Origin of the sequence: Bacillus sp. JJ1532 (assembly GCF_036965085.1) — a bacterium.
Taxonomy (GTDB): Bacteria; Bacillota; Bacilli; order Bacillales; family Cytobacillaceae; genus Cytobacillus.
In genome coordinates this window covers 126,034-143,728 of record NZ_JBALOW010000016.1, presented here as the reverse complement: position 1 = coordinate 143,728, position 17,695 = coordinate 126,034, and the positions used below count along the sequence as shown (strand labels likewise).

General features: G+C 39.0%; 16 protein-coding genes. 13 read left to right on the top strand and 3 right to left on the bottom strand.

Features of this window, described 5'->3' with window-relative positions; translation table 11 throughout:
* The first annotated feature begins 39 nt into the window (after positions 1–39).
* On the top strand, positions 40–609 hold the full coding sequence (locus V7122_RS07655; RefSeq protein ID WP_335526213.1) for a TVP38/TMEM64 family protein: 570 nt from the start codon (positions 40–42) through the stop codon (positions 607–609).
* Between the two features lie 31 nt (positions 610–640).
* Here V7122_RS07655 and V7122_RS07650 read toward each other — a convergent pair whose 3' ends face one another.
* Positions 641–1,057 carry a sigma-w pathway protein ysdB gene (locus V7122_RS07650; protein ID WP_335344226.1) on the bottom strand — a complete coding sequence of 139 codons (417 nt, stop codon included), beginning with the start codon at positions 1,055–1,057 and terminating at the stop codon, positions 641–643.
* Positions 1,058–1,186: 129 nt separating this feature from the next.
* On the opposite strand from V7122_RS07650, the gene V7122_RS07645 reads away from it, so the two are divergent.
* Positions 1,187–1,678: a dUTP diphosphatase gene (locus V7122_RS07645; protein WP_335344225.1), complete on the top strand. Its 492-nt coding sequence runs from the start codon at positions 1,187–1,189 to the stop codon at positions 1,676–1,678.
* Positions 1,679–1,751: 73 nt separating this feature from the next.
* Positions 1,752–2,837, top strand: a complete 1,086-nt coding sequence (locus tag V7122_RS07640) for a M42 family metallopeptidase (protein ID WP_335344224.1) — start codon at positions 1,752–1,754, stop codon at positions 2,835–2,837.
* Between the two features lie 264 nt (positions 2,838–3,101).
* On the opposite strand, the gene sspI is transcribed toward V7122_RS07640, so the two are convergent.
* The gene (sspI, locus tag V7122_RS07635; protein WP_335344223.1) at positions 3,102–3,308 is read right to left on the bottom strand and encodes a small acid-soluble spore protein SspI; all 207 of its coding nucleotides are present in this window, start codon (positions 3,306–3,308) and stop codon (positions 3,102–3,104) included.
* A 119-nt stretch (positions 3,309–3,427) separates the two neighbouring features.
* Here sspI and V7122_RS07630 point away from each other — a divergent pair, with 119 nt between their 5' ends.
* From V7122_RS07630 to pheT, 3 genes are all read left to right on the top strand, one after another.
* On the top strand, positions 3,428–4,180 hold the full coding sequence (locus tag V7122_RS07630; protein WP_335526211.1) for a TrmH family RNA methyltransferase: 753 nt from the start codon (positions 3,428–3,430) through the stop codon (positions 4,178–4,180).
* A gap of 522 nt (positions 4,181–4,702) precedes the next feature.
* The gene (pheS, locus tag V7122_RS07625; RefSeq protein ID WP_335347214.1) at positions 4,703–5,740 is read left to right on the top strand and encodes a phenylalanine--tRNA ligase subunit alpha; all 1,038 of its coding nucleotides are present in this window, start codon (positions 4,703–4,705) and stop codon (positions 5,738–5,740) included.
* A gap of 49 nt (positions 5,741–5,789) precedes the next feature.
* On the top strand, positions 5,790–8,204 hold the full coding sequence (gene pheT, locus V7122_RS07620; RefSeq protein WP_335526209.1) for a phenylalanine--tRNA ligase subunit beta: 2,415 nt from the start codon (positions 5,790–5,792) through the stop codon (positions 8,202–8,204).
* Positions 8,205–8,240: 36 nt separating this feature from the next.
* Here pheT and rnhC read toward each other — a convergent pair whose 3' ends face one another.
* On the bottom strand, positions 8,241–9,182 hold the full coding sequence (gene rnhC / locus V7122_RS07615) for a ribonuclease HIII (protein WP_335484283.1): 942 nt from the start codon (positions 9,180–9,182) through the stop codon (positions 8,241–8,243).
* 126 nt (positions 9,183–9,308) lie between these two features.
* Here rnhC and zapA point away from each other — a divergent pair, with 126 nt between their 5' ends.
* The 7 genes from zapA to V7122_RS07580 all read left to right on the top strand — a co-directional run bounded on the left by zapA (position 9,309) and on the right by V7122_RS07580 (position 17,680).
* Entirely contained in the window at positions 9,309–9,572 is a 264-nt protein-coding gene (gene zapA, locus V7122_RS07610; RefSeq protein WP_335345238.1) for a cell division protein ZapA, read from the top strand.
* A 3-nt stretch (positions 9,573–9,575) separates the two neighbouring features.
* Complete coding sequence (locus tag V7122_RS07605) at positions 9,576–10,118, top strand: CvpA family protein (protein ID WP_335484281.1); 543 nt, start codon at positions 9,576–9,578, stop codon at positions 10,116–10,118.
* A gap of 102 nt (positions 10,119–10,220) precedes the next feature.
* Positions 10,221–11,942, top strand: coding sequence for a DNA polymerase/3'-5' exonuclease PolX (gene polX / locus V7122_RS07600; protein WP_335526207.1), 1,722 nt, complete (start codon positions 10,221–10,223; stop codon positions 11,940–11,942).
* A 64-nt stretch (positions 11,943–12,006) separates the two neighbouring features.
* Positions 12,007–14,361 (top strand): endonuclease MutS2, encoded by a 2,355-nt coding sequence (locus V7122_RS07595; protein WP_335526205.1) that lies wholly within the window; start codon positions 12,007–12,009, stop codon positions 14,359–14,361.
* An 18-nt stretch (positions 14,362–14,379) separates the two neighbouring features.
* Complete coding sequence (locus V7122_RS07590; RefSeq protein ID WP_335345234.1) at positions 14,380–14,787, top strand: DUF350 domain-containing protein; 408 nt, start codon at positions 14,380–14,382, stop codon at positions 14,785–14,787.
* A 369-nt stretch (positions 14,788–15,156) separates the two neighbouring features.
* A complete protein-coding gene (locus tag V7122_RS07585) occupies positions 15,157–16,860 on the top strand; it encodes an AMP-binding protein (RefSeq protein ID WP_335526203.1) in 1,704 nt (567 codons plus the stop codon).
* Positions 16,861–17,092: 232 nt separating this feature from the next.
* The gene (locus V7122_RS07580; RefSeq protein WP_335345233.1) at positions 17,093–17,680 is read left to right on the top strand and encodes a TetR/AcrR family transcriptional regulator; all 588 of its coding nucleotides are present in this window, start codon (positions 17,093–17,095) and stop codon (positions 17,678–17,680) included.
* The last annotated feature ends 15 nt before the right edge of the window (positions 17,681–17,695 follow it).

Below are 17,695 nucleotides of genomic sequence, written 5' to 3'. Positions count from 1 at the left end.
AGACAGCAAGGATTTTAAGCATTAAGAGGGTGAGTGAAGATGAATGATCAATTATCATTGCTATTTGTGATGATTGAAACAGCCGGAATTTTAGCCCCCATTGCCTTTATATTATTTCATATTTTAAGGCAATTTTTCTTTATTCCTGTTCCTCTCGTATGTCTAACAGGAGGAATTTTATTTGGCAGTTTTTTTGGCAGTTTATACTCGTTAATTGGTTTAATGCTAAGCAGTATTCTTTTCTATTTTCTTATTAGCCGTATGCCGAAAACACATGCTAAACTATCAAACTTAAAAAAACGATGGTTTGGGGAGTATCGGAATCTAAGTGTAGGTCAAATAGCTGTATTAAGGCTTATCCCCTTTATTCATTATCATTTACTGAATTTTTGCCTAATTGAGCGAAACAAAAGCTTTCAGGATTATCTTAAGAATTCATGGATAACAAATCTGCCTTTAGCCATTTTCTACACGGTGTTTGGAGAATTTATAAGTAGGTTTACTCCATCAATGTTTCTCATCATCTTACTCTCCCTTGGGGTCCTTGTTTTCATATTAAGGGAAAAAGTAACTGTGATTAAGTGGAGGGAATTTTTTAAAGCTGCATAAAGAAAAAACGTTCGGGATTTTCCGAACGTTTTTAACTGTGTTCATTGAATGGTGTTTCGGGTGTCTTACTTTTTTCCATAAACTCTTTGATGGGACTTTTCCAGTCGATTTTTGCATTCGGGTAATTTTCGTATACTTTTCTTTCGATAAATTGTAAATCTTCTCGAACCATTCCTTTCAGTGAGGCAAGGTTTCTAGGCCAAATAAAGATAGAGATGACCTCAAAAGCGTTTTCAGTTGTCCCTAAGTATTTTTCCCCTTCAAACAAAACTCCTTTATAAGTAATCAAAAAGTTTTTACGCACATTGTTAGAATCATCTAAGAAATAATACCGTTTCTGCTCATGGGCCAGTTCGAGCTTCCGTTTCGGATTTAATAAATATTTGAACACGCTATAGATGAGAAAAATTATAATAGCAAATAGCAGGAAGCGTATTAGCCACATCATAAGAAGCCCCTCCAATTGTATTTTCCTTTCATTACGAATAACCCAACAAAAAAGTTTCAACTTTCTATACTTTTGTTATAATTTTTTTATAATTATTTATAAGTAGACCTAAAATTAGGATGGTGTAAAATGAATTATCAAAAATTATTTACTATGCAAAAAGGACTGGATGAACATATTGAAACAAAGCATCAGCTGCAGAATGAAAATTTAATTGATCGTAAAGTGCTGGCATTACTTGTAGAATTAGGAGAACTTGCGAATGAAACGAGGTGCTTCAAGTTTTGGAGTTTAAAACCCTCATCCCCTAGGGAAACTGTTTTAGAAGAATTTGTGGATGGTGTTCATTTTATTCTTTCACTTGGAATAGAGTGCGGTTTTTCACAGGAAAGTGAATATTTAGGACAGAAAGAAGCAAAAACTTCTATAAGTGATCAGTTTTTGCATGTGTTTGAGTTAGTAAGTATGTTCAAAAACAGCAAGGCATTAGAGGATTATAAAGAACTTGTTCAAGCCTACATACAATTAGGAGAGCTTCTGGGCTTTAATGCAAAGGAAATCGAGAAAGCATATATTGATAAAAATGAAGTTAATTATGAAAGACAACGACAAGGGTACTAAATGGGTATTTTCTTTTTGTTATTAGAAAATTTTAGTATAATAAAACCGAATACATATTAAGGGAGTCGAAATAATGACGAAATTAGATGCAACGTTAACGATGCTAAAGGATTTAACTGATGCAAAAGGGATTCCTGGCAATGAGCGTGAACCCCGCGAAGTCATGAAGAAATACATAAGTGAATATGCCGATGAAGTGACAACTGATGGACTTGGCAGTTTAATTGCCAAAAAAGTCGGGAAAGAGGACGGCCCGAAAATAATGGTTGCCGGCCATTTAGACGAAGTAGGTTTTATGGTTACAAATATTGATGATAAAGGATTTCTTCGTTTTCAGACCGTTGGCGGCTGGTGGTCACAAGTCATGCTTGCTCAGCGGGTAACGATTGTGACAAACAAAGGGGATGTAACTGGAGTCATCGGTTCAAAGCCTCCGCACATTCTTTCTCCAGAAGCAAGGAAAAAGCCAGTAGACATTAAAGATATGTTTATTGATATCGGTGCTTCTAGCAAGGAAGAAGCGAAGGAGTGGGGCGTGAAACCTGGTGATATGGTCGTTCCATATTTTGAATTTACAGTGATGAATAATGAAAAGATGCTTCTTGCAAAAGCATGGGATAACCGTATTGGCTGTGCGATTGCCATTGATGTTCTAAAATCACTTAAAGATGCTGATCATCCAAACATTGTTTATGGAGTAGGAACAGTTCAGGAAGAGGTTGGACTTCGTGGTGCCCGTACATCCGCACAAAAAATTGAACCGGATATTGCTTTCGGGGTGGATGTAGGAATCGCTGGAGATACTCCTGGCATCACAGAAAAAGAAGCATTAAGCAAAATGGGTAAAGGCCCTCAAATCATTCTTTATGATGCGTCCATGGTTTCTCACAAAGGCTTGCGTGATTTAGTAACAGATACAGCTGATGAATTGAATATTCCATATCAGTTTGATGCTGTGCCAGGAGGTGGAACAGATTCAGGTGCTATTCACTTAACACATAATGGAGTACCTGCATTATCCATTACGATCGCTACCCGCTACATTCATTCGCATGCAGCCATGCTTCACCGTGATGACTATGAAAATGCTGTAAAGTTAATTGCCGAGGTCATTAAACGCCTTGATAGAGAAACGGTTGAAAAGATTACGTTTCAATAATTACAAAGAAAAAAGATGAGCCAACTAGGTCATCTTTTTTCGCTTATACTATTTATCGCAGATTAACGGGCTGTAAGATCCCCACTTAAAGAATTTGATTAAAACGAAAATTTCTAGGTGGGAGATCAACAGCCCGTAAATGCCCGATTGGTTCAACTAACAATCAGTGTGGGATGAAGGCCGACTAAGATTGCCACGTACTGTGGTAACATCGGCACTAGCACGTCCTGTGCATTGAAAACACCCACTGATTGAAGTTTCACTTTATTTCAATCCATTCTCCAATGTTTGAAGCATCTCCTGTTTATCTTGATCAGAGGAGTTCTTCCAAATCACTTCGAATAATACTCCTAATCCAGGGAGCATTTTTTCCTCTCCGTTTTGGATAGCATCAACAATTGTATCCTTTAATTCGTCTTGTGAATTACCTGAAACATTGTGTATAATTGCGTTTCTTAAGTTTAAGTTCATTGACAGCACTCCTTCCGTATAATCGAATCGTTATTATGATTTCATTTTTTGGATTTATTATGTATTTTATTTGGGCTATAATAAGAAAATTGGAGCAAAAAATAAAGGAGAGTGAGAGTGTGAAGTATATTCACTCTGCGAATAACCCTCAAGTTAAGCAATGGAAAAAGCTTTTAACGAAAAAGGAAAGAGACAAAACGGGAACCTTTTTAGTCGAAGGCTTTCATCTCGTTGAAGAAGCATTATTAAACGGACGTATTGAAGAAATTGTGGTCAGTGAAAATACTGGATTGCCGCCTTCATGGAATTATGGAGAAATTCCAGTAACGTTAGTAACGAATGACATTATTCAAAGTTTATCTGATACGGAAACACCTCAAGGGGTAATCGCCATTTGCCGTCAGCCCGAGTTTAACGCTGATCAAATTAATGGAAACAAATATTTGCTAATTGATGCGGTTCAAGACCCTGGAAATTTAGGCACGATGATTCGAACAGCGGATGCTGCGGGCGTGGATGCTGTAATCATTGGGGATGGTAGTGTAGATAGCTATAATCCGAAAGTACTCCGCTCCGCACAAGGCAGTCATTTTCACCTCCCGATAGTTAGAGGAAATCTTTTTGACTGGATTAGTAAGCTTACGAAGGAAAACATCCCTGTGTACGGCACGGCATTAGAAAATGCAAAAGAGTATACAGAAATTGAAACTAAGGGGAGATTTGCCTTAATAGTCGGCAATGAAGGAAGCGGCGTACGAAAGTCGATTTTAGGAGAAACAACTGATAATCTTTATATCCCCATTTACGGAAAAAGTGAATCGTTGAATGTTGCGATAGCAACAGGAATTTTGCTATATTACTTAAGAAATTAGTAATTGGGCGCTTTTTTTCAGAAAACCGTTTGAAACTATGTGAAGAATATACTATAATTACAGGAAAATTATATTGTTATAAAACAATGATGGAGAAAAGTAGCTTGCAGGGAACTTTTCAGGGAGAGAATGCCTAGACTGAGAGCATTTTCAGAGGGAAAGCAAGAGAAATTTCACCTCCTGAGTTGGCATCGGGACCATTAAAAAGCTTTTTGAGTTAGATTGCTGTCTAGCTCCAGCGGCTAGCCCCTCGAGGTCATAAGCCAATTCTCCCAGAAAGGAAAAGTACACCTTTCCGGGAGCCTTGTCTTATGCTTGTCAGGGCTGACCAAGCCGCTTCCGCTTTTCGGTGTAAAGATGTTCCGGCTTATTGCCGTTATCCGAATGAAGCGAATACATAAAGCGATCAATACATGCTTTTTGTGTTAAAAAGGGTGGTACCGCGAATCCAAAACCTCGTCCCTTTATGGGATAGAGGTTTTTTATTTTGGAAAAAAACAGATTTAAAGGAGGATTTTTTAGATGCAAGAGCGTTTAAAAGAACTGCAAAGCGAAGCGTTGGACAAAATCAGTCAAGTGTCCGATTTAAAAGAGCTAAATGATATTCGAGTATCCTATTTGGGAAAAAAAGGACCCATTACAGAAGTATTGAAAGGCATGGGGAAATTATCTGCCGAAGAACGCCCAGTCATGGGGGCACTAGCGAATGAAGTACGTGATGCTATTGCAGCAGGAATTGAAGAGAAGCAAATACATTTAGAAGAGGCAGCTGTTCAAGAAAAACTGGCAGGTGAAAAAATTGATGTTACCTTGCCAGGCCGTCCAGTGAAAACGGGAAATCATCACCCTCTTACAAGCATCGTAGAGGAAATTGAAGACTTATTTATTGGGATGGGTTATACAATTGCTGAAGGACCCGAGGTAGAAAGTGATTATTATAATTTCGAAGCGCTAAACTTGCCAAAGGATCACCCAGCTCGTGATATGCAGGATTCCTTCTATATTACAGAAGACATTCTTCTACGTACCCAAACATCCCCTGTACAAGCGAGAACAATGGAAAAGCACAAAGGGAAAGGTCCTGTGAAAATTATTTGTCCAGGAAAAGTGTTCCGACGTGATAATGACGATGCTACACACTCCCATCAGTTTATGCAAATTGAAGGTCTAGTTGTCGATGAAAACATTCGCATGAGTGATTTAAAGGGAACTTTAGAATTGTTCGCGAAGAAGTTATTTGGAGAAGACAGAGAAATCCGCTTACGCCCAAGTTTCTTCCCATTCACTGAGCCTTCAGTAGAGGTGGATGTATCCTGCTTTAAATGTGGTGGGAAGGGCTGTAACATTTGCAAAAAAACCGGCTGGATTGAAATATTAGGAGCTGGTATGGTCCATCCGAATGTACTTGAAATGTCAGGCTTTGATTCAAAGAAATACTCTGGATTTGCATTCGGAATGGGAGTGGAGCGGATTGCCATGCTGAAATACGGCATCGATGATATTCGCCATTTCTATACAAATGATGTGCGTTTCTTAAAACAATTCTCTATTAATGAATAGTTTACAGCTGCTAAAAGGGTTAGAAAAATGAGATACAGGAGGATATAACATGTTTGTTTCATATAAATGGCTGCAGGATTATGTTGATTTATCAGGTGTGACCCCAGCAGAGCTTGCAGAAAGAATTACGAAAAGCGGTATAGAGGTTGAAGGCATAGAGGTTCTAAATGAAGGGATTCGGGGTGTTGTCATTGGGCATGTTCTTGAAAGAGAGCAGCATCCGAATGCTGATAAATTAAATAAATGCTTAGTCGATATTGGTGGTGAAGAGCCTGTACAAATCATTTGTGGCGCACCTAATGTTGATAAAGGGCAAAAGGTTGCAGTCGCAACAGTTGGTGCCGTTCTACCAGGCAATTTCAAAATCAAAAAGGCAAAGCTTCGCGGAGAGGAATCAAATGGAATGATCTGTTCCCTTCAGGAGCTTGGGATTGAAAGCAAGCTTATGGCAAAGGAATATTCAGAGGGCATTTATGTATTCCATCAAGGGGCCGAGGTTGGAACAGATGCAATTGAACAATTACATCGAGATGACCAAGTGTTAGAGCTTGGCTTAACTCCGAATCGTTCTGATTGCTTAAGTTTACTTGGAGTTGCCTATGAAGTGGCAGCGATTTTAGGAAGAGAAGTGAAGCTTCCTGAAACAGATCATGCTGAGTTATCAGAAAATGCTTCTGATTATATTCGAGTTGATGTGGAGGCACCTGAAGATAACCCGTTATATATTGCAAAAGTCATTAAAAATGTACAAATCAAGCCATCTCCTCTATGGATGCAAGGAAGATTGATGGCATCAGGCATTCGTCCGCATAATAATGTTGTTGATATTACAAACTATATTTTGCTTGAATATGGCCAGCCGCTTCATGCTTTCGACTATGACCGTTTTGGGTCAAAGCAAATTCTCGTTCGCCGTGCGAAGGATGGAGAAATCATCCAAACACTAGATGAAGCAAAAAGAGAATTAACTTCAGACCACCTACTTATCACAAATGGCAAAGAGCCAGTTGCCCTTGCGGGTGTTATGGGAGGCTTGGACTCTGAGGTACAATCCGATACAAAAACGGTTCTTCTTGAATCTGCATTTTTTAAAGGCGCAACAGTCAGAAAAGCATCTAAAGATCACGGTTTACGAAGCGAAGCAAGCGCGCGTTTCGAAAAAGGCGTTGATCCAAACAGAGTAAGAGCAGCAGCAGAAAGGGCTGCACATCTGCTCGAAAAATATGCTGGCGGAGAAGTGTTAGCAGGTTCTGTGGAAGCTAATACATTAAAGGTTGAACCGGCCATCGTTTCTGTTACATTAGATAAAATCAATCGTGTACTGGGAACATCATTAGAAATGAAAGACATTGAGGATATTTTTGCCCGTCTTCAATTTGAAACAAGTGTGGACGGAGATTCTATTATCGTAACAGTTCCTACCCGCCGTGGTGATATCACCATTGAAGAGGATTTAATTGAAGAAGTAGCTAGACTATTTGGCTATGATAATCTTGGATCAACTCTTCCATTTGGTTCATCAACACCGGGCCATTTAACAGCCTATCAAAATAAGCGCAGAATCGTCCGCAGATACCTTGAGGGAGCAGGCCTATACCAAGCGATCACTTATTCATTGACAAGCGGATCGAAAGCAACGCAATATGCATTAGAAACGCGGGAGCCCATTCGTTTGGCGATGCCGATGAGTGAGGAGCATAGCACACTTCGACTAAGCATCATTCCACAGCTCCTGAATGTCTTAAAACACAATGCTGCACGACAAAATGAACATCTTGCTGTTTATGAGATCGGAGATGTATTCCTTTCAGAAGGCAAGGATGTATTGCCAGAAGAACGAGAACATCTTGCTGGTGCAATAACAGGTTTGTGGCAAAGCCATCTATGGCAAGGAGAAAAGAAGCCAGTTGATTTCTTTGTTGTAAAAGGAATTCTTGAAGGCTTATTTGCTAGTATCGGTCTAGAAAATGTAATTGAGTATCGTCAAGCTGTAAGAGATGGATTGCACCCAGGCAGAACAGCAGACATCATCTTGAATGGCGAAGTAGCTGGTTTTGTAGGCCAAACGCATCCAACAGTAGAAAAAGAATACGATTTAAAAGAGACTTATGTTTTTGAGCTAAGCTTAAAGGCTATTTTAGAAGCAGAGACAGCGCCTTTACATTACCAAGCCATCCCGCGCTATCCATCTATCACACGTGATATCGCGCTCGTTGTCGATAAAGCTGCAGCTGCTGGAGAATTAGGAAGTATTATTAAGGAAGCAGGCGGAGCATTATTGAAGGAAGTTCAAGTATTTGATTTATACGAGGGCGATCGAATGGAGGAAGGTAAGAAATCTATTGCCTTCTCGCTTAAATATTTTGATCCTGAACGTACGTTAACGGATGAAGATGTTGTGAAAGCCCATGATAAAGTATTACAGGCAGTGAAGGATAAAGCTGGAGCTGTATTAAGAGGATAAACAACTAGGGGATGCCATTTGTGGCATCCCCTGTTTTTATTTTCGGTACTTCGATGCTACTAATCGCTTCGCCTTTTCTGTATTAGCAAAATGAAGCTTTACGAAGGCTGGCAGGCATTCAAGCCCTTTTTCATGAATAAGCCTCGCAGCTGCCTCATCAACCTTTGCCCCAGCCCCTTTTGTAATCTTAAATCCAGCGGCTTTGCTCAAATTGTCAAAGTGCTTGATGAACGCATATCTTGCGAGAATCGATGCAGCTGCTACTGCTAGGTGAATGCCCTCCGCTTTCGTACTAAAATACACATTTTCCGTTTGGACGACTGACTCCTTTTTTAAGTATGAATAATACACTTCCTCTTTAGCAAACTGGTCAATTAAAATCGCTTCGGGAACGTTTGGAGCAATTTTTTTTAGGAGATGCCCGATTGCTTGATTATGAAGCAAAGCTTTCATTTTGCCCTGTGACATGCCTGATTGCTGCAGTTTATTATATTTTTCATTGTGTAATGTTAATAGACTAAAAGGGACAATATCTTTAATTTCCTTGGCAATGCTCACAATCTTTTCATCATTTAAGTCTTTCGAATCCTTCACGCCTAATTCCTTCAGCAAGGGAATTTGATCCCTATTCACATAAGCTGCCACTACGGTAATAGGTCCAAAATAATCTCCTGTCCCAACTTCATCTGAGCCAATAACAGAAAGAGAGCTAATATTTTTAGGCAAGTGATTTAACTGGTAGCTTTCCTTTTTGGCAGAACTAGAAGGTTTGGCGGGTTTGCCCCATTTCGAAGATTCTTCTTCGCTGCCGCTTCCTTGAAATAATACTTTTCCGGATTTATAAGCGGTAATGGCACAGGATGGCGTTTTCGCGGCAAAGATACTCCCAGGCGGATTTTTATCTGATAGAAAGCGATCGTAATATATTTTCATCTCAGCAATTTCATTTAAAGCTTTAACAAGAACAATATTGCTCATACATTTTGCCCCTTTCCTATAGGCGTTTACATATTCTGTGTTTTTTTGACACGCTTCTACTTCCCACGTTTTTATGTTTCATGTTATGATATGGATTAGGATTCTAACGGAATGGAGGCATAACGATTGTCAGATGTACAAAAAAACCGTACGAGTGTAGATATATATGGACAGCAATATATTATTATCGGTACTGAGAGTCATAGCCATGTTCGGCTTGTTGCCTCAATGGTTGATGATAAAATGCGTGAAATCAGTTCCAAGAATCCTTATCTTGACAGCAGTAAATTAGCCGTTTTAACGGCTGTCAATGCCGTTAATGATTATATCAAGCTGAAGGATCGTCTAGAAAGGCTTGAAATTGAATTAAAAGAGAAAAGGACTGAATAAGTCATGCTAGATCTTGCCATACTCATTATATTAATAATAGGTTTTTTCGTTGGCTTAAAGAGGGGCTTTATTCTGCAATTGATCCATTTAGTCGGCTTTATTATCGCATTTATTGTTGCTCATATGTATTTTGAAAAGCTGGCCCCTAAATTAACCTTATGGGTTCCTTACCCAAATCTCCAAAGCAATTCAACAATGCGAATGCTATTTGATCAAGTCAATCTTGAAGATGCTTACTATCGCGCCATTGCCTTTGTCGTGATTTTTTTTGCGGTAAAAATTGTCCTGCAAATGATAGGAAGTATGCTTGATTTTGTTGCACACCTGCCGGTTCTAAAGCAATTAAATGTTTGGGCAGGCGGAATATTAGGTTTTATAGAAATATATCTTATCATGTTTATTCTATTATACATAGCAGCATTAGTACCAGTAGATTCCATTCAAAATGCCATAAATGAATCCTTTATGGCAAAAGGAATTGTAAAAAATACTCCGATATTTTCTCAGGCTATAAAGGAGATGTGGATTGAATACATAGCTTCTTAACTTCTCTAAAGCAGAGAAGTTTTCTTTTTAAGCAGATAAAAACTGATATTTATAGGAAACAATATTCACAATACAAGTTTTTCAAAAAAGTAGGTGTTCAATATGGGAATTAATAAAAAAGATGCTATTCGGCTCTTAGAAACGATTGCGATTTATATGGAGCTCAAGGGAGAAAACCCTTTTAAAATAGCTGCTTTCCGTAAAGCGGCTGCTGCATTAGAGGCAAATGATCAGAGTTTGACCGAAATAGAAGATTTTACGAAAATTTCTGGGATTGGAAAGGGAACTTCTGCGGTCATTGAGGAGTATATAGAGTTAGGACATTCAACTGTTTTGAATGAACTGAAGGAAGAAGTGCCAAAAGGATTAATTCCGCTGCTTCAATTGCCTAGTCTCGGAGGTAAAAAAATTGCGAAGCTGCATAAGGAGCTAGGGATAGAAAATGCAGCTGACTTGGAAACGGCTTGCCGAAATAAACAAGTACGGGAACTTGCCGGATTTGGGGAAAAATCAGAAGAAAAGATTCTTGCTGCATTAAGTCAAGTGGGAGGCAGACCGGAACGGCTGCCACTCGCTTATATGCTTCCGATTGCAGACTCCATCGAATCTGTTTTAAATGACATAGATGAGGTTGAGAATTTTTCACGAGCGGGCAGCTTAAGAAGAATGAGAGAAACTATTAAGGATTTAGATTTTATCATTGCAACGACTAAACCAGAGGTCGTAAAAGAAAAACTATTAGCCCTTCCACTGATTAAGGAGACGATTGCGGCTGGGGATACAAAGGTTTCAGTCATTCTAGAACATAGCTATGATATATCCGTTGATTTTCGTCTAGTCATGCCTGAGGAATTTGCAACTACGCTTCATCATTTTACTGGCTCCAAGGAACATAATGTAAGAATGCGTCAGCTTGCTAAAGAACGCGGGGAAAAGATTAGTGAATATGGAGTAGAAAATATTGAAACCGGCGAAGTTGCCACTTTTACAACTGAAAGGGAGTTTTATGCACATTTCGGGCTCCCTTATTTTCCACCCGAAATCAGGGAGGACGGAAAGGAAGTAGATGAATACTCTGCTGAATTGGATTTAATCACTCTTTCCGATATAAATGGTGATCTCCATATGCACACGACTTGGAGTGATGGTGCCCATACGATTGAAGAAATGGTTGAGGCCTGCCGTGCACGAGGCTATAAATATGTTGCCATAACGGATCACTCTCAATATTTAAAGGTTGCAAATGGATTAACTTCTGAACGCTTAAGAAAGCAAAAAGAAGAGATTAAACGGCTAAATGAACGCTACGATGATATAACTATTTTATCTGGTGTTGAAATGGATATTTTACCTGACGGAACATTAGATTATGATGATGAACTACTTGCGGAAATGGATATCGTCATCGCGTCTATTCATTCGTCCTTTTCCCAGCCGAAAGCAAAAATAATGGAACGGTTAAAAACAGCCTTGAAGAATCCCCATGTTGACATCATCGCTCACCCAACTGGCAGAAAAATTGGCCAAAGGGATGGCTATGAAGTAGATATAGATCTATTGATTGAACTCGCAAAAGAAACGAATACTGTCTTAGAATTAAATGCAAATCCGAACAGGCTAGACCTTGCCCCTCAGTATATTCGCAAGGCCCAAGACGCTGGTGTGAAAATAGTGATTAATACAGATGCCCATAAGATGGACACATTGACTCATATGTCTATCGGTGTATCGACAGCAAAAAAAGGCTGGATTAAGAAAAGCAGTGTCCTTAACGCCATGGATATTGGAGAGCTGCTGGAATTTATAAACAATAAGGATAGATAGGAGGCTAGCAGAACTTGTTAGCTTTAGCTGTCCTTTTGCATTTCGAATAGGAGGTCACATCCTCATGCAGGAAAGAATTTTTAAAGTGCTGGAGTTTAATAAAGTAAAGGAACAATTACTCGAGCATGTATCATCTGAGTTAGGAAGAAGAAAAGCAGAACATTTAATGCCATCTGTCGATTTTGAAGAAGTTCAGCAGTGGCAGGAAGAAACAGATGAAGCTGTAAAGGTGCTTCGAATTAAAGGCAACGTCCCGCTAGGCGGAATATATAATATACGGCCGCATGTCAAAAGGTCACTCATTGGCGGGATGCTAAGCCCGCATGAATTAACACAAGTAGCAAGCACTGTTCATGCAAGCAGACAAATTAAAAGATTTATTGAAGAGTTTGTAGATGAAAATGAGAATTTACCTATATTAAGCAGCTATGTTCTTCGTATTATCGTCTTAGCTGATTTGGAAACAACGATCAAAAATGCAATAGATGACAACGGAGAAGTATTGGATAGTGCGAGTGATACGCTTCGGTCTCTTCGAAATCAATTGCGTACGAAAGAATCCCGGGTTAGAGAAAGACTGGAAAGCATGATCCGTTCGTCAAATGCGCAGAAGATGCTTTCTGACGCCATTATTACGATTCGTAATGATCGCTTTGTTATTCCAGTCAAACAGGAGTACAAAGGGCATTATGGCGGAATTATCCATGACCAAAGCTCTTCAGGTCAAACATTATTTATCGAACCTCAATCGATTGTCCAATTAAATAATGAGCTTCAGGGAATTCGTGTGAAAGAGCAGCAGGAAATTGAAAGGATTTTAATAGAACTTTCAAGCAAGGTAGCAGAAAATAGTTCGGAGCTAGAAGCAATTGTTGATGTTCTAACCGAAATAGATTTTATGTTTGCTAAAGCGCGTTACAGCAACCGGATGAAAGCATCAAAGCCTAAGGTAAATTATGAGGGGAGAATATCTTTATTTAAGGCGCGTCATCCGCTTATTCCTGCGGACGTTGTAGTAGCGAATGACATTTCATTAGGAAAAGACTTTTCGACCATCGTTATAACAGGTCCAAATACCGGAGGGAAAACCGTCACATTAAAAACAGTTGGCTTATGTACGCTAATGGCCCAAGCCGGACTGCAAATCCCAGCCTTAGATGGATCTGAAATTGCTGTCTTTGATGCTGTGTATGCAGATATTGGCGATGAACAATCTATCGAACAAAGTCTTAGTACCTTCTCCTCTCATATGGTGAATATTGTTGACATTCTAAATAGGGTAGACTTTAACAGTCTTGTTCTCTTTGATGAATTAGGTGCAGGAACAGACCCTCAAGAGGGGGCCGCTCTTGCTATTTCCATATTAGATTATGTATATAAACGAGGAGCAAGGGTCATTGCAACGACTCATTATCCTGAATTAAAAGCATATGGTTATAATCGGGAAGGAGTCATCAATGCGAGTGTAGAATTTGATATTGATACACTTAGCCCGACATATAAGCTGCTGTTAGGGGTTCCCGGCCGAAGCAATGCATTTGAAATTTCCAAGAGGCTTGGCCTCCAAGAAGATGTGATTGACACAGCCCGTTCCTATATAAGTGCAGACAGCAATCAGGTTGAGAATATGATCGCTTCGTTAGAGGAGAGCAGAAAACAGGCTGAAGCAGACAAGGAAGAAGCAAGTGACCTTTTAAGAAGTGCTGAAATGCTTCATAAAGATTTGCAAAAGCAAATGATCGAATTTTTTGAGCAAAAAGATACTTTACATGAAAAAGCGGCAGAAGAGGCCGAAGCTATTATCGACCAAGCGAAGGCCGAAGCTGAAAAAGTCATCCGTGATTTAAGAAAAATGCGTATCGAAAAAGCAGCAGAGATAAAAGAACACGAATTAATTGAAGCAAAGAAACGTCTGGAAGAGGCAGCGCCTAAAATTAAAAAGACAAACAAACTAATTACAAGTAAAGCTAAGCATATATTTAAGCCCGGGGATGAAGTAAAGGTTTTAAGCTTTGACCAAAAAGGAACCCTGATTGATAAGACATCTGACAAAGAATGGCAAGTACAAATTGGGATTCTAAAAATGAAGGTAAATGAAAAGGATTTGGAGTTTATTAAAAGTCCAAAACCAGTGGAAACAAGACCAATGGCGATTGTAAAGGGAAAAGACTTTCATGTTAGTCTTGAACTAGACCTGCGAGGGGAACGATATGATAATGCTCTGCTTCGAGTGGAGAAATATATCGATGATGCACTGCTAGCTGCCTATCCTCGTGTTTCCATCATACATGGAAAAGGAACTGGTGCACTTAGACAGGGTGTACAGGAATACTTAAGAAATCATCGTTCAGTCAAAAAAATCCGGTTCGGTGAAGCAGGCGAAGGCGGATCAGGTGTAACGGTTGTTGAATTTAAATAACGGATTGGGAGAGAAGAAATGAACCAATTTTGGGAAAATGATTTTGTACAAACGGCGGGGTATTATAGTGTTGTCATTTTATGTATGATCGTATTCTTAGCTGTTTTCGAATTGGTCACGAAATATCGGAACTGGGATGAAATCAAAAATGGGAATATAGCGGTTGCTATGGCAACAGGGGGAAAGATATTCGGGATTGCCAATATTTTTAGACATTCCATCATGATAAATGATTCACTTTTCACCATGATCAGCTGGGGAGTATTCGGCTTCTTTCTACTGTTAACTGGTTATTTTATCTTCGAATTCCTTACACCGAAATTTAAAATTGATGAAGAAATTGAAAAAAATAATAAAGCTGTTGGATTCATATCCATGGTTATTTCGATTGGTTTGTCCTATATTATTGGGGCAGGCTTATCTTAAGGAGCGGGGATATAAGTGGATAAATTAGCAAAAGTATTATTTGGTTTTTGTGGGTTGTTTGTTGTAATCGGTGCTATTTACTTATTATTTATTGCCTAATCTTTTTTTAATATAGTTTTCAAATCGCCATAATCATATGGCGATTTTTTTGTAACCTGATGTATTTAGATATAAATCCAGTTCTTCTCTATCGAGAGTGTAAATAAGATAAATATATTAACTCTTACAATAAAGTAATTGATTATTTGGACATGTTAAAAATATACAGAAACCTATTATTCCAATTGTCATGTAAACTTCATTATATTATAATAAGAACGAACAATTGGAATGTTCTAAATATTTAATACTTTAGAAGGAGGGAATATGTTGTTACCTAATAAGCCTTGGCTTCAAACGTATCCGGAAGAAATACCCTCATCTTTGACATATCCAAATCAGCCTGTTCAAGACTATTTAAAAAAAGCGGCTGATGATCATCCAGAGAAAATTGCCATTCATTTCATGGGAAAGGAATTTACTTATCGAACCATTTATGAATCCTCTTTAAAGCTTGCTTCCTATCTTCAGGAACTTGGAATTGGGAAAGGTGATCGGGTAGCTATTATGCTGCCGAATATTCCGCCTGCTGTTATTAGTTATTTTGGCATCCTAATAGCTGGAGGAATTGTCGTACAAACGAACCCTCTTTATACGGAGCGGGAGCTTGAATACCAAATGAAGGATTCAGCGGCGAAGGCGATCATTACGATGGATATATTGTTTCCAAAGACAACGAAGGTTAAGCCGCAAACTGATTTACAGCATATAATTGTAACCGCTATCAAAGACTTCCTTCCTTTTCCGAAAAACTTAGTTTATCCTTTTCTGCAAAAGAAGCAATATGGAATCGTTGTAAACGTCAGGCATGAAGGAAACAACCATTTATTAACTGAAATTCTAAAGCAGCCAGCGAAAAAACTGAAGGAATATGAATTTGATTTCGAAGAAGATTTAGCGCTATTACAATATACAGGTGGAACGACTGGATTTCCGAAAGGGGTTATGCTGACACATCGGAATCTTGTCGCAAATACGTCCATGTGTAAGGCTTGGCTTTATAAATGTAAACGTGGGCAAGAGGTTGTTCTAGGCTTATTGCCATTTTTCCATGTGTACGGAATGACAACGGTGTTAATTTTATCGGTTATGGAAGCGCACAAAATGGTTTTGCTGCCAAAATTCGATGTAGAGACAACATTGAAGACGATTCAAAAACAAAGACCGACTCTGTTCCCAGGGGCTCCAACCATCTATATTGGACTATTAAATCATCCGGATTTGGGGAAATATGATCTTTCCTCTATTGATTCGTGTATAAGCGGTTCAGCAGCTCTACCTGTAGAGGTACAGCAAAAGTTTGAAGAGGTAACAGGCGGCAAGCTTGTTGAAGGCTATGGTTTAACAGAATCTTCACCGGTAACCCATGCTAATTTTCTCTGGGATCGTCCGCGTGTAAAGGGAAGTATTGGTGTACCATGGCCAGATACAGATGCAGCAATTCTGTCATTAGAAACTGGAGATTTTCTTCCGTCCGGTGAGATTGGAGAAATTGTCGTTAAGGGTCCGCAAGTCATGAAGGGATATTGGAATCGTCCAGAGGAAACAGCTGAATCCTTAAAGGATGGCTGGCTTTTAACGGGTGACCTCGGGTATATGGATGAACAAGGCTATTTCTATGTTGTTGACCGTAAGAAGGATATGATTATCGCTGGCGGCTATAATATTTATCCGCGTGAAATTGAAGAAGTCCTTTATGAACACCCTGCCGTACAGGAGGTTGTAGCAGCTGGAGTACCTGATCCATATCGTGGAGAAACGGTAAAAGCTTATATTGTCTTAAAAGAAGGGACAAACGCAAATAAAGAAGAATTAAATGAGTTTGCCCGAAAATACCTAGCAGCTTATAAGGTTCCACGACTTTACGAATTCCGGGATGCGCTTCCGAAAACAGCTGTTGGAAAAATATTGAGAAGAGCCCTGATAGATGAAGAAAAAAAGAGACTAAATGATGATCAGGAAAAGCAGGCTTAATTTTGAGTCCGAGCTTCTACTTCGGCTCTTTATTTTTGAAGAATTAGGCTTGTACCATTTTTTAATAAATGACATAATAGATCCGTCCATCAAAAATTGCACAACAGTTTCTTGACAGAACGGAATTGTAGAACTATTATAAAAATATGAATGACGATTCATTCATTATGATTAGCAATCATTCGCCCTTTATACAGATAAAAGCCTACACTTTCTTGGAAGGAGGGACACGATGAAAAAGAACAAACCTAAATATCGTCAAATCATTGATGCCGCAGTCATAGCCATTGCAGAGAACGGGTATCATCAGGCACAGGTTTCCAAAATTGCCAAGCAGGCTGGCGTTGCTGACGGAACGATTTACTTATATTTTAAGAATAAAGAAGATATCCTTATCTCTCTCTTTCAAGAAAAAATGGGATACTTTGTTGAGAAATATGAAGAGAAAATTGCAGGAAAAGAAACAGCCGCAGAGAAATTATTAGTATTGGTTGAAACACATTTTAATATGCTTTCTGAGGATCGTCATCTTGCCATCGTGACTCAATTGGAACTCAGACAGTCCAATAAGGAGATCCGTCATAAAATTAATGAAGTTCTAAAAGGAGTTCTTTCTTTAGTTGAAAAAATACTAGTAGAAGGAAAAGAAAACGGTGAGTTTTCTGCCGCTTTAGATACCCGATTAGCACGCCAAATGATTTTTGGCACGATGGATGAGACAGTCACAACTTGGGTGATGAATGAGCAAAAGTATGATTTAACCTCGTTAGCAGGACCCGTGCATCAACTGCTTCTCAATGGCTGTGCCGCGCGTCAATAACCATTGAATTTTTTT

What these genes read in the sequence shown, in the direction of transcription:
- V7122_RS07655 (WP_335526213.1), top strand. Translation starts at nt 40, where the DNA reads ATGAATGATCAATTATCATTGCTATTTGTGATGATTGAAACAGCCGGA.
- V7122_RS07590 (WP_335345234.1), top strand. Translation starts at nt 14,380, where the DNA reads ATGAACCAATTTTGGGAAAATGATTTTGTACAAACGGCGGGGTATTAT.
- sspI (WP_335344223.1), bottom strand. Translation starts at nt 3,308, where the DNA reads ATGAACTTAAACTTAAGAAACGCAATTATACACAATGTTTCAGGTAAT.
- pheT (WP_335526209.1), top strand. Translation starts at nt 5,790, where the DNA reads ATGTTTGTTTCATATAAATGGCTGCAGGATTATGTTGATTTATCAGGT.
- V7122_RS07605 (WP_335484281.1), top strand. Translation starts at nt 9,576, where the DNA reads ATGCTAGATCTTGCCATACTCATTATATTAATAATAGGTTTTTTCGTT.
- V7122_RS07650 (WP_335344226.1), bottom strand. Translation starts at nt 1,057, where the DNA reads ATGATGTGGCTAATACGCTTCCTGCTATTTGCTATTATAATTTTTCTC.
- pheS (WP_335347214.1), top strand. Translation starts at nt 4,703, where the DNA reads ATGCAAGAGCGTTTAAAAGAACTGCAAAGCGAAGCGTTGGACAAAATC.
- V7122_RS07580 (WP_335345233.1), top strand. Translation starts at nt 17,093, where the DNA reads ATGAAAAAGAACAAACCTAAATATCGTCAAATCATTGATGCCGCAGTC.
- V7122_RS07595 (WP_335526205.1), top strand. Translation starts at nt 12,007, where the DNA reads ATGCAGGAAAGAATTTTTAAAGTGCTGGAGTTTAATAAAGTAAAGGAA.
- rnhC (WP_335484283.1), bottom strand. Translation starts at nt 9,182, where the DNA reads ATGAGCAATATTGTTCTTGTTAAAGCTTTAAATGAAATTGCTGAGATG.
- V7122_RS07640 (WP_335344224.1), top strand. Translation starts at nt 1,752, where the DNA reads ATGACGAAATTAGATGCAACGTTAACGATGCTAAAGGATTTAACTGAT.
- polX (WP_335526207.1), top strand. Translation starts at nt 10,221, where the DNA reads ATGGGAATTAATAAAAAAGATGCTATTCGGCTCTTAGAAACGATTGCG.
- V7122_RS07645 (WP_335344225.1), top strand. Translation starts at nt 1,187, where the DNA reads ATGAATTATCAAAAATTATTTACTATGCAAAAAGGACTGGATGAACAT.